The sequence below is a fragment of the Streptomyces sp. NPDC091289 genome (assembly GCF_044757365.1).
Lineage (GTDB): Bacteria > Actinomycetota > Actinomycetes > Streptomycetales > Streptomycetaceae > Streptomyces.
Genome location: NZ_JBIVUT010000009.1, coordinates 1 through 23,891, shown reverse-complemented (window position 1 = coordinate 23,891; position 23,891 = coordinate 1). Strand labels below are relative to the sequence as shown.

General features: G+C 73.1%; 16 protein-coding genes, 2 tRNA genes, 1 pseudogene and 1 riboswitch. Of the genes and pseudogenes, 11 read left to right on the top strand and 8 right to left on the bottom strand.

What is annotated here, in order from left to right; translation table 11 throughout:
* Both ACIQPT_RS13530 and ACIQPT_RS13525 read left to right on the top strand, forming a co-directional pair.
* Positions 1–308, top strand: a pseudogene (locus tag ACIQPT_RS13530) (RNA helicase); the annotation flags it as partial.
* A gap of 218 nt (positions 309–526) precedes the next feature.
* A tRNA-Lys gene (locus tag ACIQPT_RS13525) sits at positions 527–600 on the top strand.
* An 87-nt stretch (positions 601–687) separates the two neighbouring features.
* Here ACIQPT_RS13525 and ACIQPT_RS13520 read toward each other — a convergent pair.
* Complete coding sequence (locus ACIQPT_RS13520; RefSeq protein WP_401155614.1) at positions 688–864, bottom strand: hypothetical protein; 177 nt, start codon at positions 862–864, stop codon at positions 688–690.
* A gap of 181 nt (positions 865–1,045) precedes the next feature.
* Here ACIQPT_RS13520 and ACIQPT_RS13515 point away from each other — a divergent pair.
* The 5 genes from ACIQPT_RS13515 (at position 1,046) to ACIQPT_RS13495 (ending at position 5,909) form a co-directional block, all read left to right on the top strand.
* Positions 1,046–1,119: transfer RNA gene (locus ACIQPT_RS13515), tRNA-Met, on the top strand.
* Between the two features lie 115 nt (positions 1,120–1,234).
* Positions 1,235–1,981, top strand: coding sequence for a MerR family transcriptional regulator (locus ACIQPT_RS13510; protein WP_401155613.1), 747 nt, complete (start codon positions 1,235–1,237; stop codon positions 1,979–1,981).
* 141 nt (positions 1,982–2,122) lie between these two features.
* Positions 2,123–3,343 (top strand): PP2C family protein-serine/threonine phosphatase, encoded by a 1,221-nt coding sequence (locus tag ACIQPT_RS13505; protein ID WP_401155611.1) that lies wholly within the window; start codon positions 2,123–2,125, stop codon positions 3,341–3,343.
* Positions 3,344–3,581: 238 nt separating this feature from the next.
* Positions 3,582–3,734: riboswitch (cyclic di-AMP (ydaO/yuaA leader) on the top strand.
* An 11-nt stretch (positions 3,735–3,745) separates the two neighbouring features.
* Positions 3,746–4,777 carry a M23 family metallopeptidase gene (locus ACIQPT_RS13500; protein ID WP_401155610.1) on the top strand — a complete coding sequence of 344 codons (1,032 nt, stop codon included), beginning with the start codon at positions 3,746–3,748 and terminating at the stop codon, positions 4,775–4,777.
* A gap of 187 nt (positions 4,778–4,964) precedes the next feature.
* Complete coding sequence (locus ACIQPT_RS13495) at positions 4,965–5,909, top strand: aldo/keto reductase (RefSeq protein WP_401155608.1); 945 nt, start codon at positions 4,965–4,967, stop codon at positions 5,907–5,909.
* Here the strand turns inward: ACIQPT_RS13495 and ACIQPT_RS13490 are convergent.
* From ACIQPT_RS13490 to ACIQPT_RS13475, 4 genes are all read right to left on the bottom strand, one after another.
* Positions 5,890–7,347 (bottom strand): PrsW family intramembrane metalloprotease, encoded by a 1,458-nt coding sequence (locus tag ACIQPT_RS13490; protein ID WP_401155606.1) that lies wholly within the window; start codon positions 7,345–7,347, stop codon positions 5,890–5,892. The genes ACIQPT_RS13495 and ACIQPT_RS13490 overlap by 20 nt on opposite strands.
* An 86-nt stretch (positions 7,348–7,433) precedes the next feature.
* A complete protein-coding gene (gene trmB, locus ACIQPT_RS13485; RefSeq protein ID WP_401155604.1) occupies positions 7,434–8,339 on the bottom strand; it encodes a tRNA (guanosine(46)-N7)-methyltransferase TrmB in 906 nt (301 codons plus the stop codon).
* On the bottom strand, positions 8,332–9,588 hold the full coding sequence (gene lhgO / locus ACIQPT_RS13480) for an L-2-hydroxyglutarate oxidase (RefSeq protein ID WP_401155602.1): 1,257 nt from the start codon (positions 9,586–9,588) through the stop codon (positions 8,332–8,334). The genes trmB and lhgO overlap by 8 nt, the downstream gene beginning before the upstream one ends.
* A 137-nt stretch (positions 9,589–9,725) precedes the next feature.
* On the bottom strand, positions 9,726–11,327 hold the full coding sequence (locus ACIQPT_RS13475; protein ID WP_401155600.1) for a sporulation protein: 1,602 nt from the start codon (positions 11,325–11,327) through the stop codon (positions 9,726–9,728).
* A gap of 854 nt (positions 11,328–12,181) precedes the next feature.
* On the opposite strand from ACIQPT_RS13475, the gene ACIQPT_RS13470 reads away from it, so the two are divergent.
* On the top strand, positions 12,182–14,293 hold the full coding sequence (locus ACIQPT_RS13470) for an asparagine synthase-related protein (RefSeq protein WP_401155598.1): 2,112 nt from the start codon (positions 12,182–12,184) through the stop codon (positions 14,291–14,293).
* Between the two features lie 46 nt (positions 14,294–14,339).
* Here ACIQPT_RS13470 and ACIQPT_RS13465 read toward each other — a convergent pair whose 3' ends face one another.
* Together ACIQPT_RS13465 and ACIQPT_RS13460 are read right to left on the bottom strand one after the other, a co-directional pair.
* The gene (locus tag ACIQPT_RS13465) at positions 14,340–16,325 is read right to left on the bottom strand and encodes a sigma-70 family RNA polymerase sigma factor (RefSeq protein ID WP_401155596.1); all 1,986 of its coding nucleotides are present in this window, start codon (positions 16,323–16,325) and stop codon (positions 14,340–14,342) included.
* A 331-nt stretch (positions 16,326–16,656) separates the two neighbouring features.
* Positions 16,657–17,592, bottom strand: coding sequence for a TetR/AcrR family transcriptional regulator (locus ACIQPT_RS13460; protein WP_401155594.1), 936 nt, complete (start codon positions 17,590–17,592; stop codon positions 16,657–16,659).
* A 343-nt stretch (positions 17,593–17,935) separates the two neighbouring features.
* Here ACIQPT_RS13460 and ACIQPT_RS13455 point away from each other — a divergent pair, with 343 nt between their 5' ends.
* Positions 17,936–19,381 carry an NAD(P)/FAD-dependent oxidoreductase gene (locus tag ACIQPT_RS13455; RefSeq protein WP_401155592.1) on the top strand — a complete coding sequence of 482 codons (1,446 nt, stop codon included), beginning with the start codon at positions 17,936–17,938 and terminating at the stop codon, positions 19,379–19,381.
* A 276-nt stretch (positions 19,382–19,657) separates the two neighbouring features.
* The gene (locus tag ACIQPT_RS13450) at positions 19,658–21,373 is read left to right on the top strand and encodes a SpoIIE family protein phosphatase (protein WP_401155591.1); all 1,716 of its coding nucleotides are present in this window, start codon (positions 19,658–19,660) and stop codon (positions 21,371–21,373) included.
* A 38-nt stretch (positions 21,374–21,411) separates the two neighbouring features.
* Here the strand turns inward: ACIQPT_RS13450 and ACIQPT_RS13445 are convergent, their stop codons facing one another.
* Positions 21,412–22,734 carry an MFS transporter gene (locus ACIQPT_RS13445; protein ID WP_401155949.1) on the bottom strand — a complete coding sequence of 441 codons (1,323 nt, stop codon included), beginning with the start codon at positions 22,732–22,734 and terminating at the stop codon, positions 21,412–21,414.
* Positions 22,735–22,874: 140 nt separating this feature from the next.
* Between ACIQPT_RS13445 and ACIQPT_RS13440 the strand changes: the two genes are divergently transcribed.
* On the top strand, positions 22,875–23,432 hold the full coding sequence (locus ACIQPT_RS13440) for a MarR family winged helix-turn-helix transcriptional regulator (protein WP_401155590.1): 558 nt from the start codon (positions 22,875–22,877) through the stop codon (positions 23,430–23,432).
* The last annotated feature ends 459 nt before the right edge of the window (positions 23,433–23,891 follow it).

Below are 23,891 nucleotides of genomic sequence, written 5' to 3'. Positions count from 1 at the left end.
CCGGTGGCAGCAGCGACCGTCGCGATGACCGTGGTGGCCGTTCGTTCGAGCGTCGGGACAACGACCGTCCGGCGTTCAACCGCGACCGCCGCGACGAGCGCCCCTCCGGTGGCTTCCGCTCCGGTGGCAGCGACCGCCCGTTCAACCGTGACCGTCGCGACGACCGCCCCGCGGGCGGCTTCCGCTCCGGCGGCGGCACCGACCGCCCGACCGGCCGTCGTGACGACCACCGCGGCGCCAACACCGGCACCAACACCGGTTCCTTCGGCCGCCGCGACGACAAGCCGCGCTGGAAGCGCAACGGCTGACCCCGGCTCGGCCTCCACTCGGCCGAGCAGGTCCGCCTGACAGACCGGCAGGGCCCGTACGCCACCGAACCGACTCGGTGACGTACGGGCCCTGTTGCTGTTCCCCGGCCCCCAGGAGCCCGCCTCGGCCCGCCTCCCGGGGCCCGCGACGGGCCCGACACCGATACCGGATCGGCTGCCGGGACCGGGCGGGCTATGCTCGGGGGGTGATCCGTCGAGGGCCGTTAGCTCAATTGGTCAGAGCAGCGGACTTTTAATCCGTTGGTTGTGGGTTCGAGTCCCACACGGCCTACCGAATCGCGGGGCAGGGGAATCCTCCGACCTGTCAGAAGGGCCTCGACCGGCTTCCGCCGGTCGAGGCCCTCCGTCGTTCCCGGCCCTACTTCTTACGGTGGATCGCCACCGGGATCAGGACCACCAGGGCGCGCACACCGACGAGCAGGACGCCCGGCAGCCAGTACTCGCTGATGCCCTTGCCCGAGATCAGCCCCCAGGCGGCGGTCACCACGCAGACCAGCGCGGCGAACCCGGCGAGTTTCTTGATCGCTTCATTCATCGGTTCGGTTCTCCCCCGTTTCTTTTCCGCTGGGTGGAGGTGTCCCTGCCTCCCCGTATCCGGGAGCCCCCGCTGCCCGGGTGGGGTTGCCTCGGCGGCGGTGACTGCGACCGGCGTCACGTGGCTCCTGGGAAAAGTGGTCGGAGCGGCCGCTCCGATGCCGTAGAGTTGTGTTTACCGACGCGGGGTGGAGCAGCTCGGTAGCTCGCTGGGCTCATAACCCAGAGGTCGCAGGTTCAAATCCTGTCCCCGCTACTGAAGGCCCGGGCCCGGCACGCACAGCGTGCCGGGCCCGAGTCGTTTCCGGATACCGGAGGGCCGGCCGGACACGCTTGACCTTGACGCAGCGTAAAGATCTAGCGTTTCCGGCATGGAGTGGTCCATTCAGGAAATCGCCAGAAAAGCCGGCACGACGAGCCGCACGCTCCGGCACTACGGGGACCTCGGTCTCCTCACGCCGAGCCGGATCGGGAGCAACGGCTACCGCTACTACGACCAGGACGCCCTCGTCCGGCTGCAGCGCATCCTGCTGCTGCGGGAGCTCGGTCTTTCGCTGCCCGCCATCAAGGACGTCCTCGCGGGGCAGCGGGACACGGCGGTGGCGCTGCGGGCGCATCTGCGGCTGCTCGAACAGGAGCAGGCGCGCATCGGGCGGCAGATCGCCTCGGTGCGGACCACTCTCCACAAGACCCAGGAGGGGACGGAACTCATGGCCGAGGAAATGTTCGACGGGTTCGACCACACCGCCCACGAGCAGGAGGTGACCGAGCGCTGGGGCCGGGACGCGTACGAGGAGGGCGACCGCTGGTGGCGTTCGCTCGGGGACCGGGAGAAGCGGGCGTTCCAGGACGAGCACGAGGCCATCGCGCGCGACTGGGGGCGGGCCAGGGAGGCCGGGCTCGCCGCCGACGGGGCCGAGGCGCAGGAACTCGCGCGGCGGCACTGCGCCTGGCTGTCGTCGGCCAAGGAGCCCAGCCGTTCGTACGTGATCGGGCTCGGTCAGATGTATGTCGCCGATCCCCGCTTCGGAAAGAACTACGATCGCTACGGGGACGGCACCGCCGCCTTCGTACGGGACGCACTGACGGTCTACGCGGAACACCGGCTCTCCGACTGACCACGGAAAGGCCGGGACTCCGTCCGCTTCCCCCTATTCGGCCGATGCGGAGTCGCCGCTCGGCGCGGCTCCGGGAAGCCTGGACGGGGCGCGGTACCGTCCGCAGCCGTGGGTGGACCGGGCAGGAGTGCACAGGTGGGGATGGCCGAGAGACGGCGTAGCGGCACGGCGGGGAGCATCGACGCCGTGGGCCGTGCGGTGTTCGGGTCCCCGGAGGGCAATGTGACGCCCGACAGCCGGGGGTCACGCCGGTTCGTCCGGATACTGCCCGCCCTGCTGATCGTCGGCGGGCTGGTGTTCGACTCGCTGGCGCCGCCCAACTTCACCGCCGTCCCCCTGTTCGTCGCGGCCCCGCTGATCGCCGCACCGTTCTTCTCGCTGTCCCGGACCGTCCGCACCGGCATCGCCGCGATCCTCTCCGTCATCGCGATGCGGCTCTCCGACGGGACGTCCACCCAGGTGGTCCCCGTCATCGAGATGATCACCGTGCTCACCGCCGCGGTGCTCGCCCTCCTCATCAACGGGGTCGTGCGGCGCAGCAACGAGCAGCTGGCCTCGGCCCGGGTCATCGCGGAGACCGCCATGCGGGCCGTGCTGCCGACGCCGGCCGAGCGGATCGGCGGGCTCCAGGTCGCCGCGCGGTACGAGGCGGCGCAGGCGGACGAGTTCGTGGGCGGCGACCTGTTCGCCGTCGCGGACACCCCGTACGGCGTACGCCTGGTCGTCGGCGACGTACGCGGCAAGGGGCTGGACGCCGTCGAGGCGGTGGCGGTGATCATCGGGGCGTTCCGGGAGGCCGCCGAGCAGGAGCTCTCGCTGGAGGGCGTGGCGCAGCGGCTGGAGCGGGCGCTGGCACGGGAGGGGACCCGACGGTACGGGCTGGACGCCATGGAGGGGTTCATCACCGCCGTGCTGGCCGAGATCCCGCCCGGTTCGGCCTCGCTGCGCCTCGTCAACCGCGGTCACCCCGAGCCGATCCTGCTGCACGCGGACGGCGCCCTGGAGGTGCTGGCGCCCTCGGTGCCCGCGATGCCGCTGGGGATGGACCTGGGGGTGTGGCCGGACCGGGCCGACGCGTGGGAGATGCCCGCAGGCGCGACGCTCCTCGCCTTCACGGACGGCCTGTCGGAGGCCCGGGACGCGAACGGGGTCTTCTACGATCCGGCGGCCCGGCTGCGCGGCCGGATCTTCCCGGGTCCCGAGGAGCTGCTGTCGGCGCTGACCGACGACGTACGGCTGCACACCGGGGGGCGGTCCACGGACGACATGGCGCTGCTCGCGGTCGGCCGGCCGGCGGAGGGGCAGCCCGTGCGCCGGACGACGGTGAAGATCGTGGGCCGGGGCGACGACGCGGCACACTGATGCGGGCGATGACACGGTGCGTAACCGAAGGGCACCGCTCCGCATAACATTTGACACAACGTCAGAAAAAGAGGTGCGACTGAGCCGCGGTCAAGTCGCCCGATTCCACCCGCTTGTGACCCGTACATCCCGGTCGTGTTCGTTAATGATCAACAGGAACAGCTTGGAATCGGGCCCGTGCGTCTATTAACGTTCGATAACGCAGCGCGGTCGTCACAGCCGTCGTCAGAGACGGCGCCGCGCGCGAGCGCCGAATTCCGCAAGGAAACCGGGGAACCACCTACATGGGGTGAATCGGACGCCTGCGTCTCGTGAGAGACGGAGGGGCCCGTAGGAGACCTTCCTGCTCCGAACCCGTCAGCTAACCCGGTAGGCGAGAAGGAAGGAAAGGAGTGCGCCCACGTGGCGTCCAACAAGCCTGCCCCTGAGGCCCCGTCACCCTTCAGTGCCGACACCTTCGGTGACGCGGAGCGGTCCTGGGAGGAGTGGAATCCCACCGAGGAGTCCATCCGTCCCGTGCGCGGCAGGCACCGCGTAGCCAAGCAGCGTGGTCTGGCCCGTAGCTCCACCGTCCTCGGGGTCGGCGTCATAGCGGCTGTCGGTGCGGGCGGCATGGCCACCGCGCAGGACAAGGCGCCGGTCTCCATCTCTCTTCCCGATTCCATCGCGGACAACCTCCCCGACGCCAAGTCCCTTCCCGGCGTCGGGTCCTTCATGTCGGACGACGCGGAGCCCGCCCCGGTCGCCGCGGCCGCACCGCTCACCAACGTCGGCCTCACCGGCGCCGAGGCCGAGCAGGGCACCGACGCGGGCGAGGCCCTGCGCGCCCGGATCCTCCAGCAGGCCGAGCAGCAGCAGGCCAGCGCCGACGCCGAGGCCAAGGCCGCGGCGGAGAAGGCCGCGGCCGAGAAGGCGGCGGAGGAGGCCAAGAAGCAGCAGGACCGGGCCGAGGCCGAGGCCGCCGCGAAGAAGAAGGCGGCGGAGGAGGCAGCCGCGAAGAAGAAGGAAGCGGAGCGTCTCGCCAAGCTCGCCGCCAGCTTCTCCCTGCCCACCTCCTCGTACACGCTCACCTCGACCTACGGTCAGTCCGGCGCGATGTGGTCCTCCGGCCAGCACACCGGTCTCGACTTCGCCGGGTCGACCGGTGCGCCGCTCAAGGCCGTGCACAGCGGCACCATCACGTCGGCCGGCTGGTCCGGCTCGTACGGCTACCGCACGGTCCTCCAGCTGGAGGACGGCACGGAGATCTGGTACGCGCACCAGTCCTCGATCGACGTCTCCGTCGGCCAGAAGGTCACCACCGGTCAGACCATCGGCCGCATGGGCGCCACCGGCAATGTCACCGGCACCCACCTCCACCTGGAGGTCCGCACCGCGGGCGGTTCGGCGATGGACCCGATGGCCTGGCTGAACAGCAAGGGCCTGAACGTCTGAGCCCTCGGCCCTCCACCGGCCCTCCTCGGGCCCCGGGCCCCGGCCGACGTCCTTCGTCGCCGGCCCCCTGAAACCCCGGCAGCCCTGACGCACACCCCCCGACGTCAGGGCTGCCGGTCTGTCCGGGGGCGGTGCGGCCCGCGCGGCGGCGGAATACCGCCCCCGCCCCGGCCCGTTGAACCCTCACATGACTTCCGCACGCACGCTCGGCACCTCCGATCTCCAGGTCTTCCCCCTCGCCCTCGGCGGCAACGTCTTCGGCTGGACGGCGGACGAGAAGCAGTCCTTCGCCGTCCTGGACGCGTACGTCGCGGCCGGCGGCAACTTCATCGACACCGCCGACGCGTACTCCGCCTGGGTCGAGGGCAACCGGGGCGGTGAGTCGGAGACCGTCATCGGCAGGTGGCTCGCCTCCCGCGGCAACCGGTCCGACATCGTCGTCGCCACCAAGGCCGGCGCCCACCCCGACCACAAGGGCCTCTCCGCCGGCACCGTCAAGGGCGCGGCCGAGGCCTCGCTGCGCCGGCTCGGCACCGACCACATCGACCTCTACTACACGCACTTCGACGACGAGACCGTCCCGGTCGAGGAGATCATCACCGCCCTCGACCAGCTGGTGAAGGACGGCAAGGTGCGGCACATCGCCGCCTCCAACATCAGCCCGGAGCGCCTCGCGGCCTCCCTCGACTTCTCCGAGCGCGAGGGCCTCGCCCGGTACGTCGCGCTCCAGCCGCACTACAACCTGGTCTCCCGCGACACCTACGAGGGCGCGCTCCAGGACACCGCGGCCCACGCCGGTCTCGCCGCCGTCCCGTACTACGCACTGGCCTCCGGCTTCCTCACCGGCAAGTACCGCCTCGGTTCGACCGTGGAGAGCCCCCGCGCCGCGAAGGCGGGCAGTCACCTGGAGTCGGAGCGGGGCCGCCTGGTGCTGGCCGCCCTCGACCACATCGCCGGGGCACGGAACGCCGAGATCGCGACGGTCGCCCTCGCCTGGCTCGCCGCACAGCCGACCGTCGCCGCCCCGATCGCCTCCGCGCGTACGGTCGAGCAGCTCCCCGCCCTCGTCGCGGTCGCCGATCTGCGGCTGACGGACCGGGAACTCGCCCTGCTCACCGCGGCGTCGGCCTGACGGAGCCGGGGTCGCCGTACTCGTACCCGTACCCGTAGTGCTGCGTGTGCGGCTGCCCGTACGCCGGGCCGTACCCGTGTCCGTGGCCGTATCCGTTTCCGTACGGCATCGGTGGGGTGGGGGAGCGGTGGGCGCCCGGGCGGCACGTGAGGCGGGCCGCGTGGGTGAGGGCCGGGGCCGCGATGTCCCGGCGCTGCCAGAGGTGGTGCAGCAACTCCCGTTCCCGTGCGCCGAAGTCCGGGCCCACCGCGCCGTGGCGGGCCCGGCGGCGCAGCCCCGCCAGGGAGGTCGCGAACGACTCGTACTCCGCGACCGCGCGGGCCGCCGCCCGGCCCCGGGTCCGGTCCGGCTGCCAGTGGCGGGCCAGGTCGCGGGCCATGCCCCGGGCCCGCATCGAGGAGAGCGCCGACGGCTCGGCGGGGGTGAGCCAGCCGGCCGCCGCATACGCGGGCAGCTCGGCCGCCAGGGTGCGCAGCTCCCGCTGGCGCGACCAGATCGCCAGCCAGGTCACCAGGCCGAACGCCGGGACCATGACGATCCCGTACACCGCGTAGAAGCCGTACGGGCCGAAGGCCGACGAGCCGTTCCACAGGGCGTGCAGGCCCATCGCCAGCAGGAGGCCCAGCGCCGGCAGGGCGATCCGGCGGACCCGGTGGCGGCGGGCGCTGACGGCCGCGAAGCCGAAGCCGAGGCCGGTGAGGACCGTGAACAGGGGGTGCGCGAACGGCGACATCACGATCCGCACGAAGAACGTCCCGGCCGTCACCGAGGCGAACCCGGAGCTGCCCAGCAGCTGGTCCTCGCCGAAGGCGTTGCCCAGATAGAGGATGTTCTCGGTGAACGCGAAGCCCGTCGCGGTGAACCCGGCGACGACGATCCCGTCCACCACCCCGCTGAACTCCCGCCTGCGGAACAGGAAGATCAGCAGCACGGCCGCGGCCTTCGCGCTCTCCTCCACGATCGGCGCGATCACCGTCGCCCCGAGGGTGTCGGCGCTCGCCGGGTCGGCCGTCGCGGTGGCTATCCAGCGCGTCGCGAACGAGTTGGCGATGATCGCGACGAGCGCGGCGGCGCACGCGCCCCAGGCGAAGGAGAACAGCAGATTCCGCCAGGGGCCCGGCTCGACCCGGTCGAGCCAGCGGAAGGCGGCCATCAGGAGCGGCACCGGGAGCACCGCCAGGCCGAGGCCGACGAGGAACCCCTCCGGGCCGGTCTGTTCACGGACGAGGGCCAGGATCACCAGCCCGCACAGCACGAGCGCCACGATCACGGTCCCGGCGCGGAACACCTTGCTCCGCCACACCATGCCGACGCGGCGCGGCCGGTAACGTCCTTGGCCACGCTCCGGCGCGGCGCCCAGGACCTCGTCGAGCCGCTGCTCGTGGAGGACCGGGACGGCGGGCCGCGCCTGCTGATACCGCACGGAGGGGTCGGACACCTCTTGACCCTAACGAGGAGCACCGACACCCGGCGACGGCGCATCCGGCCAGGACATGGCCGTACGCCGTCATGCCCCGTCGTGGGTCAGACGCGGGCGAACAGCAGGTCGTGGACGACGTGGCCCTTGTCCAGGCCCTGCCCCTCGAAGCGGGTGAGCGGCCGGAACGCGGGACGCGGGGCGTAGCCGCCGTCGGCCGCCGTGTTCTCGAAGCGGGGGTGCGCGGTGAGCACCTCCAGCATCTGCTCGGCGTACGGCTCCCAGTCGGTAGCGCAGTGGACGATCGCGCCGGGCTTCAGCACCGGGGCCACCAGGTCCAGGAACTCCGGCTGGATCAGGCGCCGCTTGTGGTGCCGGGCCTTGGGCCACGGGTCGGGGAAATAGACCCGCAGACCGTCCAGCGACTCGGGGGGCAGCATCTCGCGCAGCAGGATGACCGCGTCACCGTTGGCCACCCGTACGTTGGTCGAGCCCGCCTTGTCCGCGAGGCCCAGCAGATTGCCCTGGCCGGGGGTGTGGACGTCGACCGCGAGGATGCCGGTGCCCGGGTCGTCGGCCGCCATCTGCGCGGTGGCCTCGCCCATGCCGAAGCCGATCTCCAGGACGACGGGCAGGCCGTCGAACATCTCGGCCGGGTCCAGGACGCGCTTGCCGTCGATGTCCAGGCCCCACTTCGGCCACAGCCGCTCCAGGGCGTCCTGCTGGCCGGTCGTGACCCGGCTGCGGCGCGGCTGGAAGCTGCGGATCCGGCGCTCGTGGTGCGAGCCGGCGGGGTCGGCGGCGGGGCCGCCGGGGAAGCGGGGCTCCTGGCGCAGCCGGCGCGCCCGCTCGAAGGAGGCGGCGCGCAGGGCCGCGGCTTCCTCGGCGGCCGTGGCGTCGGCCGTGACATCGGCCGCCGTGGAGCCGGTCGGCGTGCGGCCGTCGGCCATCGCGTCGGCCGTGGCGTCGTCGGGGGCTGCGGCGGAGGTGGGGTTCAAGGGCTGCTCAGACACAATGACCGGATTCTACGGCGGGCGGCCTCCACCCCGTCTCCCGAGCCCGGCGCAGCGCGCGCCGCGCCACCTCCCGTCCGATGGGCAGGCACGCCGTCGCGGCGGGCGACGGGGCGTTGAGCACATGCACGGTGTGCGGGGCCTCGCGGATCAGGAAGTCGTCGACCAGCGTGCCGTCCTTCAGCACCGCCTGGGCCCGGACCCCCGCGGGCGACGGGCGCAGGTCCTCCTCCCGCACCTCGGGCAGCAGCCGCTGGACGGCCCGGGTGAACGCGGACCGGGACAGCGAGCGGTGCACCTCGCCCGCCCCGTACCGCCAGTGCCGGCGGGCGATCCGCCAGGTGCCCGGCCAGCTCAGCGTGGACAGCAGTTCGGCGGGGCGGACCTGTGGCCAGGCGTATCCCTCGCGGGCCAGGGCGGGGACCGCGTTCGGGCCGACGTGGACGGAGCCGTCGAAGCCCCGGGTGAGATGGACGCCGAGGAAGGGGAACGCCGGATCCGGCACCGGGTAGACCAGACCGCGCACCAGCTCGGGGCGGGCCAGCGTGTAGTACTCGCCGCGGAACGGCACGATCCGCACCCCCGGGTCGTCCCCGGCGAGGCGGGCCACCCGGTCGGAGTGGAGCCCCGCGCAGTTGACCAGTACCCGGGCCCGGACGACCAGGCCGTCCGCCGTGCGCACCGCGACGCCCCAGGGGCGCCGGTCCATCGCGGTGACCTCCGCGCCGTACCGCACGATGCCGCCCGCCGCGGTGACCTCGGTCGCGAAGCGGGTGGCGACGGCGGTGAAGTCGCAGACGCCGGTCGTGCCGACCCGGATCGCCGCCAGGCCCCGGACGTCCGGCTCGTACTCCGCGATCTGGGCCGGGCCCAGCTCCCGCACGGGCAGTCCGTGCTCGCGGCCGCGCTGCACCAGGCCGTGCAGCCGGGGCAGCTCGGAGCGCTCGGTGGCGACGATCAGCTTGCCGGTGGTGGCGTGGGCGATGGAGTGCTCGGCGCAGAAGTCCGCGAGCTCGGCGGAGCCGCGCAGCGCGTACCGGGCCTTGAGGGAACCGGGGCGGTAGTAGATGCCGCTGTGGATCACGCCGCTGTTGCGGCCGGTCTGATGGCGGGCGGGGCCGCGCTCCTTCTCCAGGACCGTCACCCGGGTGCCCGGGGCGGACCGCAGAAGCGCATACGCGGTCGACAGACCGACGATCCCGCCGCCGATCACCAGCACATCGCAGTCGTACGCCGCGTGCGTCATCATCACGCCACCTCCCACCCCGATAGTGCACTGACCCACTGACAACCGGCTCAAACCCGAGCCGGGCAGGGCGTGGCGCACACTGTGCCCGGCGGGCGTCCCGCCGGGCGGCTCGGACCTACGTCACAGGCGGCTCGGTCCTACGTCACCAGCAGCGGGCGGGCCCGCTCCCGCAGCTCCGCGACGCGGGGCTCGTCCCCGTACGGCTCCAGGCGGTGCAGCAGATCGCGCACGTACTCCGTGGTGCGGGCCGAGGAGATCCGGCCCGCGACCTCCACCGCCCGGGTGCCCGCCGCGCAGGCCGCGTCCAGGTTGCCCGACTCCAGCTCGGCGACGGCGGACACGACGAGCCGCAGCCCGTGGCTGCGGACGAACTCCTCGGTCGGCCGGGACAGCGCCTGCTCGGTGAAGCGCCGCACCTGGCGGGGGGCCTTCAGGTCCCGGTAGCACTCGGCGGCGTCGGCGGCGAACCGGTCGTAGCCGTAGAAGCCGAGCCAGGGCGGGTCGGAGTCGCCCCCTCGGGACCGCTCCAGCCAGCTCTCCGCACCCTTGAGCGCGGCCCCCGCGGCCGGTGCGTCGCCGGCCTTCGCATGGGCGCGGGCCTCCACCAGCCGGAAGAAGCTCATGGTGCGGGCGGTGGCCAGGCCGCGATTGCGCTCGACGGCGGCCTGGGCGAGGTCGACGCCTTCGTCGGCGAAGCCGCGGTAGGTCGCCTGGAGGGACATCGAGGCGAGGACATAGCCGCCGAGCGGGACGTCGGCGGCGGCGCGGGCCAGCCGCAGGGCCTGGATGTAGTAGCGCTGGGCGGCTTCCTGCTGGCCGGTGTCGAAGGCCATCCAGCCGGCCAGCCGGGTCAGCTCGGCGGACGCGCCGAACAGGGCCCGGCCGACCTCGTCGGTGTACGAGCCGAGGAGCAGCGGTGCGGCGTCGACCCGTAAACACTCGGGGACCATGGAGGAACGCCAGTCGCCGCCGCCGTACTTGGAGTCCCACCGCCGGGCGTCCTGGGCCGCCTCGCGCAGCTTCGACACATCGCTGTGGCCGACCCGCAGCGGCGAGGCGTCCGCCGCTGTCTCCGGGCCGGGCTGTACGGGGACGGAGCCGGCCGCGCCGGGGGTGCCGGGCGTGCCGGGTGTGCCTCCGGGAGTGTGGAGGATCTGTGCGCCCCGGGCGTCCGGTGCGGCCCCCGTGCCGCGGGCCGCCGGACCGGACGGCCCGTCGGGTCCGCCGCCGCGTGCCCCGAGAGCCGCCGCCTGTGCCGCCGTCGGGTCCCGGGCCACCGACGGATCGGCGGGGGTTATCAGCCAGCGGGAGGCGGGCGTCGCGTAGGCGCTCACCGAGAACGATCCCGCCAGGGACTGCCAGATCCCGCCGCCGCCCCGCCGCCCGGCCAGATCCAGCCGGTAGAGCTCGGTCGCCGACCGGACCGCCTCGCCCACGTCCCGGGGGAAGGCGAGGCCGACCTCCGGGGCCGGGTCCGCGTCGGCGAGCCCGATCTCGTGCAGCGGGACCGGGCGGCCGAGCTTGGCCCCGATCGCCGCCGCGATGAGATGCGGCGCCGCGCCCTGCGGCACCATCCCCTTGGCGACCCACCGGGCCACCGAGGTCTTGTCGTAGCGAAGTGTCAGACCGCGCTGTGCTCCGAGGTCGTTGACCCGCCGGGCGAGCCCGGCGTTACTGATTCCCGCGAGGGCGAGAACCGTGCCGAGCTTCTCGTTCGGCCCGCGTTGCTCCCTGGACATGCGCCACCCCTCGACACACAGACAGCCGCCGCGTCACCGAGGACGGCGCGCGGCATTCGTACCGATGCCTCCCCAGGTTCGAACCCTCGTACTCCGCCTGCACACGCATGTGGCCGAGCCCCGAGGAATATGCCCCCCTGCTGAGAACACCAGTAAACACAGCGTAGTTCTCCCTATCCCTACCGTTAAGGGGCAGACGTCCGGTTGGCGGGATTGTTGTCCGTGCGGGCGGTCCGGGCCGCCCGGGCGTCGGTGCGCGGGCCGGGGTGCGGCGTGCTCCCGGTGTGTGGCCGTGCGCCCGGCCGTGCGCTCTGGCCCGGCCGTCACCGGAACGCTTGTCTGGGTACCGCGTGGGTCGGCCCGCTGCGCTGGACTCAGTGGGCTGGGGGAAACCGCCGCTCCATTCCCCGCGGGCGGTGGACCGGTCCGGGAGGTGAGGCCCACCTCCCGGACTGTGCGTGGAAGGGCTCGCCAGGGGGGCGCGGCACGGTATGCGCGCGTGGTGGCGCTTCGAGAGAATGGCCGAATAGCGACGGTCCGGTGAGGGTCTGGCCAACGGTCCGACTATGGCCGGATATCGGCGCTGTTTCCGGGCGGCGCCGGCCCCTCCCCTTCCACGGGGGCGGGCCGGGGCGGCGCGGAGGCCGTACGGCCCCCTCTCCGTAACTCCCGGAACACGCAGTTCCGTTGCTGTGGTCACGGTGAAGGTCACGTCGGGCCTTTGCCAGGGGCGCATGCTCTTCCGGCGTGCGCCGCCCGTACACCCTCTCCTGCGGCATTGTCGTGGCAGCATGTCCCGCAGCGGCGTTTCGTCTCTCAGGTGCGCCGTTTGTCCACAGCCTGTGGAGGCGGCGATGCGTTGGTTGGTGGGATGGAGCAGTATCGCCGCGAGCTTCGGCACCGTCGGCGCCGTCGGAAACGGCGGAGAGGGGCGCACGGTTCACCCCGTGGGCTCCCAACTCCTGTGGGGAGACCCGGATCCGCTGTGGGCGGTCGGCGACTGGCGCCCCGACGAGATCCGCGTCATCGGCGTCGCGACCCCCGAAGGCGCGCCCACCGCCCGCCTCGCGGTCCTCGGCTGCTGCGGAGCCACCGACGAGCAGCTGCGCGTCGGACTGCTCGCCGCGCGCGGCGGAGCGATGCGCCATCTCACCGCCTGGCCCGGCAGTTACACCGCCGTCGTGCAGATCGGCCGCCGCATCACCGTCGCGGGCGACCTGGCCGGAGCCCGGCCCGTCTTCCACACCCCCTGGGCCAACGGCACCGCCTTCGCCACCGCCGCCCTGCCGCTCGCCGACCTCATCGAGGCCCAGCTCGACATCGGGCACCTCGCCGCCCTGCTCGCCTGCCCGGAGACCCCGGAGGCCCTCGGCGACGGCACGCCCTACGTCGGCGTGAAGCGGGTGCCGCCGGGCCACGCGCTCATCCTGCGGGAGGGCTCGCGGGAGATCACCGGGTACGAAGCCGTCGCCTCGCTCGCCGTCGCCGCACCCCAGGCCGACCCGGTGCACGCCGTGGAGGGCGTACGGGACGCGCTCGTCGAAGCCGTACGCGCCCGGCTCACGGCCCCGCGCCACGCGCCGGAAAGCATGCCGCCGGACCCGGGGCCCGTCCCCGGCATGGGCCCCGCCGACCGGCGCGCGGCCCGGGGCGGCCCGGTGGCGGGCATCGGCGCCGACCTCTCCGGCGGCAGCGCGTCGGCCACCCTCGCCCTGCTCGCCTCCGGGCTGCCCGGGCTGCCCGGCACCCTCCTCGGCCACGGCACCGGCGCGGGCGAGCGGCTGCTCGCCGTCACCTTCAACGACCTCACCACCCGCGGCAACGAGGACGAGCTGGAACGGGCCCGCGCCATCGCCGCCAACCCGCGCCTGCACCACGTGGTCGTCGCGGCGGGCGAAGAGGCCCTGCCGTACGCCGCGTTGGAGACCGGCGCACTCACCGACGAACCGGCCCCCTCCCTCGTCCTCGCCGAACGCCACCGCCGCCGGCTCTCCGCGGGCAGCGCCGACCACCTCGTCGGCCACGGGGCCCGGCAGGTCCTGGACGCGCACCCGGCCCGCCTCGCCGACCTCCTGATGGACCGGCGCAGACGCCACCTCCTGCGCCCCGTCGCCGCCCTCACCAAGGCCGAAGGCCCCACGGCGCACTCGCTGTTCGTCCCGCTCACGGTCTACCGCGCCGCCCGCCGCCTGGCCCGTACGTCCTACCGCACCGGACTGGAGTCCGCCGCCGGGCTCCTCCCCGACGCCAACCGTTACGCCCCCGACCTCGCCACCCCCGCCGACGCCTCGCTCGCCGCCCTCGCCTGGTCGCGCCCGGGGCCCGCGGCGCGCTGGCTGACGGGGGAGGCGCTGGCCGAAGTATCGGTTCGCCTCCAGGAGGCGGCGATCCGGCCCACCTCCGTGCAGCGCCCGGGGGAGGCCCGGGCCCGCGCCGCGCTCGCCCGGGGGGCGGCCGACCACCGGATCCTGGAACAGGCCGCGGAGATCCGCAGCCAGCGCCTGCACGCCCCGTTCCTCGACAACCAGGTGGTCAGGGCGGCCCGCGCGCTGCCCGAGTCGCTGCGCGTCCAGCCCGGCGCCCGGGCCGCGATCCTGCGCCGGGTGCTCGGCGGGGCGGGCATCCACGATCTGCCGCCCGGCTGGGGCGCGCCCTCCCAGGCCACCTCCACCGCCGTCACCCGGACCGGTCTGCGCACCGCGCTGCCCGAGCTGATGGCCCTGTTCGACGCCCCGCTGCTGGCCGACGCGGGACTGGTCGAGGCCCGGGTGGTCCGCAAGGCCCTGCGCGCCGCCTCCGAGGGCGAGCCGCTGCCGCTGGACGGCCTGGCGGACCTGGCCTCCACCGAACTGTGGCTGCGCCGCCTGGTGACCCGCCGCGGCACCTGCTGGACGGGCACGGCAGCTCCGCGCCAGCGCGCGGTCGCGGGCGGAGTGATCCCCGCCCGGCGCACACTCCAGCCCTGACCGGAAGACGACGCCGGGGGCTCCCGGGAGTGTCGGGGCCGGGACCTCAGGCGCAGCTGATGCGGGACTCCGCCCAGTCCGCCAGGGCCACCCCGCCGAACGGCGTCTCCGGCTCCACCACGAGGCGGATCGAGGACTGTCCGGCGATGTTCACGCTCACCGGGACGGCGGGATCACCGCCCTTCACCACCGGGGACCGCCACAGCCGGGCCCCGTCCCCGTTGAACACGGAGAAGCGCACCGCGCCGAGCCCGAGCGTCAGATCGTCCACCCCGACCATGGCCTCGTAGCGCGTGCACGGCCGGTTCAGCTCGATGGTCACCGAGGAGCGGGCGTGCACGGTCACCCCGTGCGCGTAACGGGTGGAGGCGATCGACACGTTCGACCGCTGCCAGACCCAACTGCTCTTCCCCATCGCCACTTCCGGCTCGGTGTGGTCGCCGAACACGGAGTACGCCAGCTCGCTGACCTGATACACCTCCGGGGCGGGCGGCGGCGGTGTGGGCTTCGGCGGCTTGGGCGTCGGCTTCGGGGACGGCGGCGGGCTCGGTGCCGGGGGCGCGGGCTTCGGCGGCGGCGCGGGGGAGGGCGTGGGGCTGGGCGTCGGTGTCGGGGCCGGCTTCGACGGGGCCGGTGCCGGGGGTGCGGGCGGCGCGGGGGCGGCCGGAGGCTTCGGGGCGGGCTTCGGGGACGGCGGCGGCGGCTCCGGCGCCGGCACCGCGGGCGCCACGACCGGAGGCTTCGCGACCGGCTTGGGCTCCGGCTTCGGCTGGTCGTCGCCGACGAGCGCCCACACCAGACCGGCCGCGGCGGCCACGGCCACGGCGGCGGCGATCCCGGCCTTGGCGGGCGCGCCGAGCCCTTCGGATGCGGCCGCGCCCCCTGCGGCTCCACCGGTGGAACCGGACCCGGTGGCCGCGGCCGCGGCTCCCGCTCCGGCGGCCCCGGCCGCGCCACCGGCCACGATGCCCGCGGCCTTGAGCGCATACCCGGCGGCGAACCAGCCGATGACCGCGACGGGCAGCAGCGCCGGAATCCCGGCGTTCACATGGTCCAGCTCGCCCGCGGCCACCCGGCACTTGGCGCACTCGTCGAGGTGCTTGCGCAGCCCGCGCTCGGCCCGGGTCCGCAGCCCGCCCCGGGCGTGGGCGCCGAGCCGGTCGGCGTACTGCGCGCAGTCCCCGCCGGTGGTGAGCGCCTGGCTGACATGGGCCTGGAGATAGGCCTGCTTGAGCCCTTCGCGGGCGCGGCTGGCCAGGACGGCGGTGGCGTTGGCGGTCAGGCCGAACAGCGGGGCGATCTCGCTCGGCGACTCCTCCTCCACCGTGGTGTGCCACAGGACCGCCTGCCAGCGCTCCGGGAGGCTTCGGAACGCCTGCATCGCCATCGTCTGCTCGGCCTCGTGCATCGCCAGGACATCGGCGCCGAGGTCGAGGGTGTCGTCGTCGGAGAGCTCGGAGGAGCGGGAGGCCTGTGCGGCGAACACCGCGAAGTCGTCGACCAGATGCTCACGCTTCGCGCTCTTCGTCCAGGCGGCGGCGACATGGCGGACGGCGGTCATCAGATAGGCCCGGACCGCTTCCGTCGGCCCCTTTCCGCCCCGTACGGCCTGGAGCGTGCGCGCGAACACCTCGGCCGTCAGGTCGTCGGCGGTGTGTCCGTCCCGGCAGCAACTGCGGGCGTAGCGGAGCACGGCGCCCGAATGCCGCCGGAACAGCTCCTCGTAGGCCTGGTCGTCGCCCGCCCGCATGTCCTCGATCAGCCGGGCGTCGGAAAGGCCGGCCTCGGGAGCCCCACTGCGGCCCGCGCGCTGCTGCGGAACCGCGTGCGCGCCGGCTCCGCCGGAGGCGTCCTCCTCGGCGACGGCCGGCCACGGGCCGGGCAGGACGGTGCCGCCCTCGGCCTCGCCGTCCGACGCGCCGCGCACGGCCTGGGCCGGCACGTGCCCGGAGGACATCCCGTCGGCCTTCGTGCCCCCGCCCGCCGCAGCGATCTCGTCGAGCGGCTCTTCCTGCTGCTCGTTACCGCTCATCGCGGAAGCCCCCGTATACACCCTCGGACCCGAATACCGGCCAAGACTGCCACATGGCTCAATCGCGTTGGCCTCTCACTCCTGCCAACCACTCATCCGGGGCGTTTTCTCGAATGCGAGTACTAGAAGCCCTTCTTTCGGGGAATGAGACCCTGCTCATTCGTCTCCCGGCACCCGCTCACCGCCCCGCACCCGCTCACCGCCCCGCGCCCGCCCGTCGGCCCGCCCGACCCGGACGGACCGACCCGGACGGACCGACCCGGACGGACCGACCCGGACGGACCGACCCGGACGGACCGACCCGGACGGACCGACGTGGACGGAAGGGCCGTCACGCAGGCCGCGACCTCAGACCCTCCAGCAGGATGTCCAGCAACCGGGCCGAGGCCGCGGCCTGCTGAGCGGCGTCCGGCAGCGAAGGAGCCGCCGTGGCGATGACCAGCAGCACATCGGCCACCGTCACGTCCCGGCGCAGCTCACCGGAGTCCCGCGCCCGGTCCACCAGCCGCCCCACGACCTCCAGCAGCTCGACCGAGCCCGTGTCCTCACCGAGGCCGTCGAGCCCGTCGCCGCCCCCGGAGCGCTGGCCGACGACGCGGAAGTCGTCCTGGCCCACCCCCTGCCGCTGCTGCGGAACACGCGTCTCGTCCACCGCGCCCGCCGCCGACGTCGACCCGGAAGCCGCCGGTGCACCCGGCTCCTCCCCGTCGACCCCGACCCGCAGCACCTGCGGCGGCAGCAGCCTGCCCGCACCCGACGCCACGGACGTACGCAGGAAGCGGGAGAGCGCCGACCAGGGCTTCTCCTCCTGCCCCAGCGCCGTACGCGCCTGCTCGGTCAGCCGGGAGGTCTCCTCCTCGGCTATCCGGCGCACCAGCACGTCCTTGCTCGGGAACCGCCGGTAGACGGTGCCCACGCCGACGCGCGCGCGACGTGCCACGTCTTCCATCGGAGCGCCGTAACCCAGCTCCCCGAACACCTCGCGCGCCGCCCGCAACACGTGCTCCAGATTGCGCTGTGCGTCGACGCGCAGCGGAGCCGAGCGCGGTGCGCCCGCGGCCCCCGTCGTCGCCGTACCCGATGCCGTCGCCCCGTTCGGGGCCTGTCCGGCACCGGCCGAACCCATCGCCGCGGCACTCACCGCGGCCGCCGAGCGAACGGCGTCCGCCGAGCTCATCACGCCGAGCGCACCCACGGAGCCGAGGCGTCCGTGGTCCTCGGACGCCCGCGAGAGCGCAGCCTGGCCATGCGTATCCTGAATATGCATAACTTCCCCCGGTTATGACGTCTCCCCCCGGAGACTTCCCGCCGTTTCAGTCGGGGAGCGGAGCACAACGAAATCCGCACCCGACACCCCGACGGGTTACGAACATAGTTGAGCCCGCGTCAATTCAGAAGGGGGTAGTTCCGCATGGGGCGCCCCCCGATCGGACCAAGATCCGCTCCTCGCCGGAACATCGGCCTCCGGCCTCCCCCGTGCGTAGCGCCTGACCTGCACGGCTGTCGTTTCTCGCCACCCGCGGGCCACGAGTGCCGTTGAGGATCCTCCAGTCACACAATTTGCCGGGCCTGTGGACAAACCACTGACTCCGTTGCGTCATGGGGAGGTGATGGCTCCAGATTCCCGGGGGACGGCCCCCGGCACCCGGCCAGGTGTGCGCATTCTCGTCGTCGGCGGTGGCTACGTCGGGATGTACACAGCGCTGCGTCTCCAACGGAAGTTGAAGCAGAGACTGAAGAGCGGCGACGCCGAGATCGTGGTCGTCACGCCCGAGCCGTACATGACGTACCAGCCCTTCCTCCCCGAAGCGGCCGCCGGCTCGATCTCGCCGCGCCATGTGGTCGTGCCGCTGCGCCGCGTCCTGAACGACTGCACGATCGTCATCGGCGAGGCACAGCGCATCGACCACGCCAAACGGACCGCGACCGTCACCACCCTCGCCACCGGCGAGGACGGCACCGGAGCCCTGGAGATCGCGTACGACGAGATCGTCATCGCCCCCGGGTCCGTCTCGCGCACCCTGCCCGTCCCCGGCCTGGCCGAATTCGGCATCGGTTTCAAGACCGTCGAGGAGGCCATCGGGCTGCGCAACCACGTCATCGAACAGATGGACATCGCGTCCGCCACCCGCGACCCCGCGATCCGCGACGCCGCTCTCACCTTCGTCTTCGTCGGCGGCGGCTACGCGGGCGTGGAGGCGCTGGCCGAGCTGGAGGACATGGCCCGCTACACGGCGCGGTACTACCACAACATCAAGCCGACCGACCTGAAATGGATCCTGGTCGAGGCCTCCGGGCGCATCCTCCCCGAGGTCGGCGAGGCCATGGGGACGTACGCCATCGGCGAGCTGCGCGGCCGGAACATCGACGTACGCCTCGACACCCGCCTCGACACCTGCGAGGACCGCGTCGCCGTCCTCAGCGACGGCTCCCGCTTCCCCACCCGCACCCTCGTATGGACCGCGGGCGTCAAACCGGCCCCGCTGCTGGCCGCCACCGACCTGCCCCTCACCGAACGCGGCCGGCTCCGCTGTACCGCCACCCTCGGCGTCGAGGGCATGCCACACGCCTGGGCCGCCGGCGACGCCGCCGCCGTACCCGACCTGACAGCATCCGAACCGGGCCGCGAGACCGCCCCCAACGCCCAGCACGCGGTGCGCCAGGCGAAGGTCCTCGCCGACAACGTCCTGGCCTCGGTCGCCGGCCGGCCCCTCGAGGAGTACCGGCACGCGTACGCCGGATCCGTCGCCTCCCTGGGACTGCACAAAGGCGTCGCCCACGTCTACGGTCGCAAGCTCAAGGGCTACCCCGCCTGGCTGATGCACCGTGCGTACCACCTCAGCCGGGTGCCGACGTTCAACCGGAAGGCACGCGTCCTTGCCGAATGGACCCTGTCCGGGCTCTTCAAACGCGAGATCGTCTCCCTCGGTTCGCTGGAGCACCCCCGCGCCGAGTTCGAACTCGCGGCGGGCGGCTCCGGTAACCCGGGGCTCCCCGGCCCCGGCCGCCCGAAGGGCCCGGAAGAACCGCCGGACGACCGCCGGACGGACAGCTGACGGACATCCGGCGGACAGCTGACAGGCGGCCGGGGCGGCGACTGTCAGTACGGTCGGTCACACTGGACGTGTGACCATAGGTGGGCCCACGCCTGCACAGAGTGACCCGCTCCGCAGTGACCAACAGTGACCAGCAGCGACGCACCAACAGCACGACGAGGCCCGGCTGCGCCTTCCCGGGGGTACGGCCCCCGGAGCCCCGAACACGGCCGAGGAAACGGCAGAAGAAGCAGCCCGCCCGAGCGGACCAGACCGACACACGAGGCCAGAAATACCGTGAACTTCACGCGTTGGAGCGCCCGCCTTCCCGGAACGCAGCGCCGAGCCGCCGCGCGGGACGACCGTAGTTCCGTGCCGGCGGCCCGAGCCGAGTACGCCCGGCCGGAGGGCTCGCCCGCCCCGCCGGACGACGCCTCCCCGGCGCCTTCCGGCCCCGTCCCGACGGAGGCCCTCCCCGGGCCCGCCCTCGACGACCTCTCCGCCCGCGAGATCCTCGGCCGGCTCCCCGCCCCCGTCGCCCTGCTGCACGGCCCGGACCACCGCGTCGCGTACGTCAACGACGCGTACGAGACCGCGTTCGGCCCCCGCCCGTCCGGCGTCCCCGCGGCCGAGGCCATGCCCGAGCTCGCCCAGCTCAGCGTGGTCCCGCTGCTCGACCAGGTCCTGCGCAGCGGCACCGCCCGTACGGTCAAGTCCCGCAGGACCGCCGAGGGCGGCTCGTACACCGTGACCTGCACCCCGGTAGCCGCCTGGGACAGGAACGAAGAGGAAAAGGGAGACGGCAAGGGGGAGAGCAAGCGGGAAGGCGGCGTCCTCGTCTACGCGGCAGACGTCACCGACCACGCCGAAGCCGCCGAGCGCCTGCGCACCAGCGAGCGCCGCCACCGCGAAACGGCCGTCACCCTCCAGCGCTCCCTGCTCCCGCAGGAGCTGGAACAGCCCGACGACCTCCGCATCGCCGCCACCTATCAGCCCGGCGGCACGGACGCCGCCGTGGGCGGCGACTGGTACGACGTCATCACCCTCGGCGCGGGCCGCACCGCCCTGGTCATCGGCGATGTGATGGGCCGCGGGGTCCGGGCCGCCGCCGTGATGGGCCAGCTCCGCACCGCCGTCCGCGCCTACGCCCGGCTCGACCTCCCGCCGCACGAAGTGATCCAGCTGCTGGACGGCCTGGCCTCCGAGATCGACGCCAGCCAGATCGCGACCTGCGTCTACGCCGTCCATGATCCGAACGAGGGGCGGCTCGTCTACGCCTCCGCCGGCCACCTCCCGATCCTCGTCTGCGACGAGGACGGCACGGTCCACCGCGCCGCCGACCCCACCGGACCCCCGCTCGGCACCGGCGGCTGGGTCCACACCTCGGGCACCATCGCGCTGCCGCCCGGCTCCACCGCCGTCCTCTATACGGACGGCCTGGTCGAACGGCGCAGCGAGGACATCGACGAGGGCGTCGCCTCCCTGGCCCGCGCCCTCTCCGGCGCCAAGGGATCACCGCAGGTGGTCTGCGACCGGCTGATCCGCTCCCTGGGCGTGACCGCCGAGCACGACGACGACGTGGCGGTCCTGGTGGTCCAGCACCCCTCCCGTACGGGGGCGAACGCGGAGCTGTTCCACAACGCCGCGCTCGATCTCCTCGGCGGCATCGAGGCCGCCCCGCGCGCCCGCGCCTTCGCCACCGGGGTCCTGACCTCCTGGCGCTTCCCCGTCGAACTCCGCGACCTGGGCGTCCTCGCCACCAGCGAACTGGTCGCGAACAGCCTCCAGCACGGCACCCCGCCGATGCGCCTGGGGCTGCGCCGCACGGACCGCCGGCTGATCATCGAGGTCACCGACGGCGACGACCACCTGCCGCGCCGCCGCCAGGCCGAACCGGCGGACGAGGCGGGACGCGGCATCTCGATCATCGCCTCGATCGCCACCTCGTGGGGCAGCCGGCGCACACCGGGCGGCGGCAAGGCGGTCTGGTGCGAGTTCGCCCTGCCGCAGTGAAGCAGAGCGGCAGGGCGAACGTTCTTCGTCAGGTCCGGTCAGTGACCGGCGGAGGCGGGTGCGGTGTCCTCGGCAGGCACCGCGACATCCGGCCCCTCGGGCAGTGACACCGCCACCACCCGCGAGGGGATGTTGGCCAGCGACGGCTGGTCCTGTACGGGGGTGAGCCGGCGCCCCAGCCGCAGCGCGAGCACCGTGATGCCCAGCGAGAACAGCACGAACGTCACGATGTACGGGCCGTGCAGCGACGCCCCCATCGGCCCGCCGACGGCCGGACCGACCGCGAGCGCGAGCTGCTTGCACAGGGCGAACGCCGAGTTGTACTGCCCGACCATCGACTCCGGCGCCAGATCGGCGACCAGCGGGGCGACGGTCGGCGACAGCATCGCCTCACCCAGCCCGAACAGCGCGTACGTCGAGATGAACGCGGCCGTCGCCATGGTCTGGCTGCCGTGGCCCAGCCCCGCGTACCCCGCCACGATCCAGGCGAACGCCCAGATCAGGCCGACCGCGGCGATGACCCGGCTGCGCCGCCGCCGCTCCACGAGCCGGAGCACGACGAACTGCGCGACGACGATGACCGCGGTGTTGGCGGCCAGCGCGAAGCCGAGGGTGGAGGGCTCGATCCCGGCGGCCTCCGTGCCGTACGCGGCCAGACCGGACTCGAACTGCCCGTAGCAGGCGAAGAACAGCACGAACCCGAGCACGCACAGCTGCACCATGGCCCGGTGCGAGAGCAGCGCCCGCAGCCCGCCGCCCTTCGCGGCGGACCCGTCCGCGGGGCGGGCACCGCCGAGCGAAGCGGTACGCGGCATGCGCACGGTGGCCACGGTGACACCGAGAACCACGAACATCGCGGCCTCGATCAGGAAGAGCATCGTGAAGCTCGCCGGACGGTCCACGTCCACCAGCTGCCCGCCGACGAGCCCGCCGAGGCCGAGCCCCAGGTTCTGCAGGAAGAACTGCATGGCGAAGGCGCGCGTACGGGTCGCGGTGCTGGAGCACCACACGAGCATCGTGGCGAGGGCCGGCTGCATGACGGCGGTGCCCGCGCCCAGGACCGCGGCGGACAGCACGGCGGCCGGAACACTGCTCGCGAACCCCAGGGCGACGGCGCCCACGGAAGCCAGCGCGGAGGCCACCACCAGCACGGGCAACGGGCCCCGCCGGTCGATGGCCCGCCCGGTGAACGGCAGAACGGCCAGCGCCGCCATCGCGAAGGCCGCCAGCACGACTCCCGCCGTCCCGGCGCCCAGATCCCGTACCTGTGCCACGTAGACGTACAGATACGGAACGGTGAACCCCAGCCCGAACGCGCTCAGCGCGCTGCCCAGCTGGATCCGCCGCAGCGCTGCGCCCATCTCCCTGGTCACACTCACCTACCTCAAGGTTTCGAAGTCTCGAAGAAATCAGACTCGAAGACTTTAGCACTAAACTTAGAAGGTGAAAACTACAGGTTGAAGGACTTCAAGGGTGGTGAGGGCGTGCCATACTGCCCGCCATGTCTGAGAGCCCCGAGGAGCCCGGCCCCAGCGAGCCGAGCCTCGACGAACAGATCGCCGCCTACCAGCGCGAGTTCCGCGACCTCGACCCCCAGGTCGAACAGGTCGTCTCCGCACTGGGCCGCCTGAACCGCCGGATGAACGTCGCTTACGGGAGACAGGTCGCGGCGCTCGGCATCAGCAACGCCGAGTGGGAGGTCCTCAAGACCCTCGTCCTGGCGGGCGCCCCCTACCGGCTGGGCCCCGGCGAACTGGCGAAGCGCCTCGGCCTCACCCCGGCCGCCATGACCCACCGCATCGACCGGATGGCCGGCGAGGGCCTGGTCACCCGGGACCGCGACGAGAACAACCGGGTCCGCGTCATCGTCGAGCTGACCGACGAGGGCCGTACGAAGTGGCTCGAGGCGATGCGTATGGCGAGCGACTTCGAGGAGGACCTCCTCCAGGACCTGTCCGGCGACGAACGCGGCGTCCTCGGCGAGCTGCTGGTCCGCCTCCTGCGCCGTGTCGAGCACGCCCAGCCGGACGCCGGCGGCCGCCTCACCGACCTGGACTGATGGCCTCCGGGGATGGCCCGGGGGAGGGTTGACACACCCCTGGTGGATCCGTAAAGTTCTCCGAGTTGTCACGGAGCCGGAACGGTTCCGCGGCAGCCGATCCCGCCGCGAACGCGGCAACCAAACTTCAGCACGATCTCCCACTCGGGATGATTTCGGCATGCCGGAATTCATTGCGAAGGCCCGATTATGAGCCGCCGGGAGAATCCGCTAGAGTTTGAGCGTCGGAACGGCCCAACGGCCGGGAAGACAAGCCCCGCTGACTGGGAATCAGGCCCGAAAGGATCTGATAGAGTCGGACTCGCCGGAAAGGGAAAACGCGAAAGCGAAGAACCTGGAAAGCGAAAAGAGCAGGACCGCTTGACCCGCTTCGACCGGGAATCGGACACGAAAGAGTCTGATAGAGTCGGAAACGCAAGAACGAAGGGAAGCGCCCGGAGGGCCCCGGTGAAACGGGAC

What these genes read in the sequence shown, in the direction of transcription:
- ACIQPT_RS13445 (WP_401155949.1), bottom strand. Translation starts at nt 22,734, where the DNA reads ATGGGCGCAGCGCTGCGGCGGATCCAGCTGGGCAGCGCGCTGAGCGCG.
- ACIQPT_RS13440 (WP_401155590.1), top strand. Translation starts at nt 22,875, where the DNA reads ATGTCTGAGAGCCCCGAGGAGCCCGGCCCCAGCGAGCCGAGCCTCGAC.
- lhgO (WP_401155602.1), bottom strand. Translation starts at nt 9,588, where the DNA reads ATGATGACGCACGCGGCGTACGACTGCGATGTGCTGGTGATCGGCGGC.
- ACIQPT_RS13520 (WP_401155614.1), bottom strand. Translation starts at nt 864, where the DNA reads ATGAATGAAGCGATCAAGAAACTCGCCGGGTTCGCCGCGCTGGTCTGC.
- ACIQPT_RS13460 (WP_401155594.1), bottom strand. Translation starts at nt 17,592, where the DNA reads ATGCATATTCAGGATACGCATGGCCAGGCTGCGCTCTCGCGGGCGTCC.
- ACIQPT_RS13455 (WP_401155592.1), top strand. Translation starts at nt 17,936, where the DNA reads ATGGCTCCAGATTCCCGGGGGACGGCCCCCGGCACCCGGCCAGGTGTG.
- ACIQPT_RS13475 (WP_401155600.1), bottom strand. Translation starts at nt 11,327, where the DNA reads ATGTCCAGGGAGCAACGCGGGCCGAACGAGAAGCTCGGCACGGTTCTC.
- ACIQPT_RS13470 (WP_401155598.1), top strand. Translation starts at nt 12,182, where the DNA reads ATGCGTTGGTTGGTGGGATGGAGCAGTATCGCCGCGAGCTTCGGCACC.
- ACIQPT_RS13510 (WP_401155613.1), top strand. Translation starts at nt 1,235, where the DNA reads ATGGAGTGGTCCATTCAGGAAATCGCCAGAAAAGCCGGCACGACGAGC.
- ACIQPT_RS13465 (WP_401155596.1), bottom strand. Translation starts at nt 16,325, where the DNA reads ATGAGCGGTAACGAGCAGCAGGAAGAGCCGCTCGACGAGATCGCTGCG.
- ACIQPT_RS13505 (WP_401155611.1), top strand. Translation starts at nt 2,123, where the DNA reads ATGGCCGAGAGACGGCGTAGCGGCACGGCGGGGAGCATCGACGCCGTG.
- ACIQPT_RS13495 (WP_401155608.1), top strand. Translation starts at nt 4,965, where the DNA reads ATGACTTCCGCACGCACGCTCGGCACCTCCGATCTCCAGGTCTTCCCC.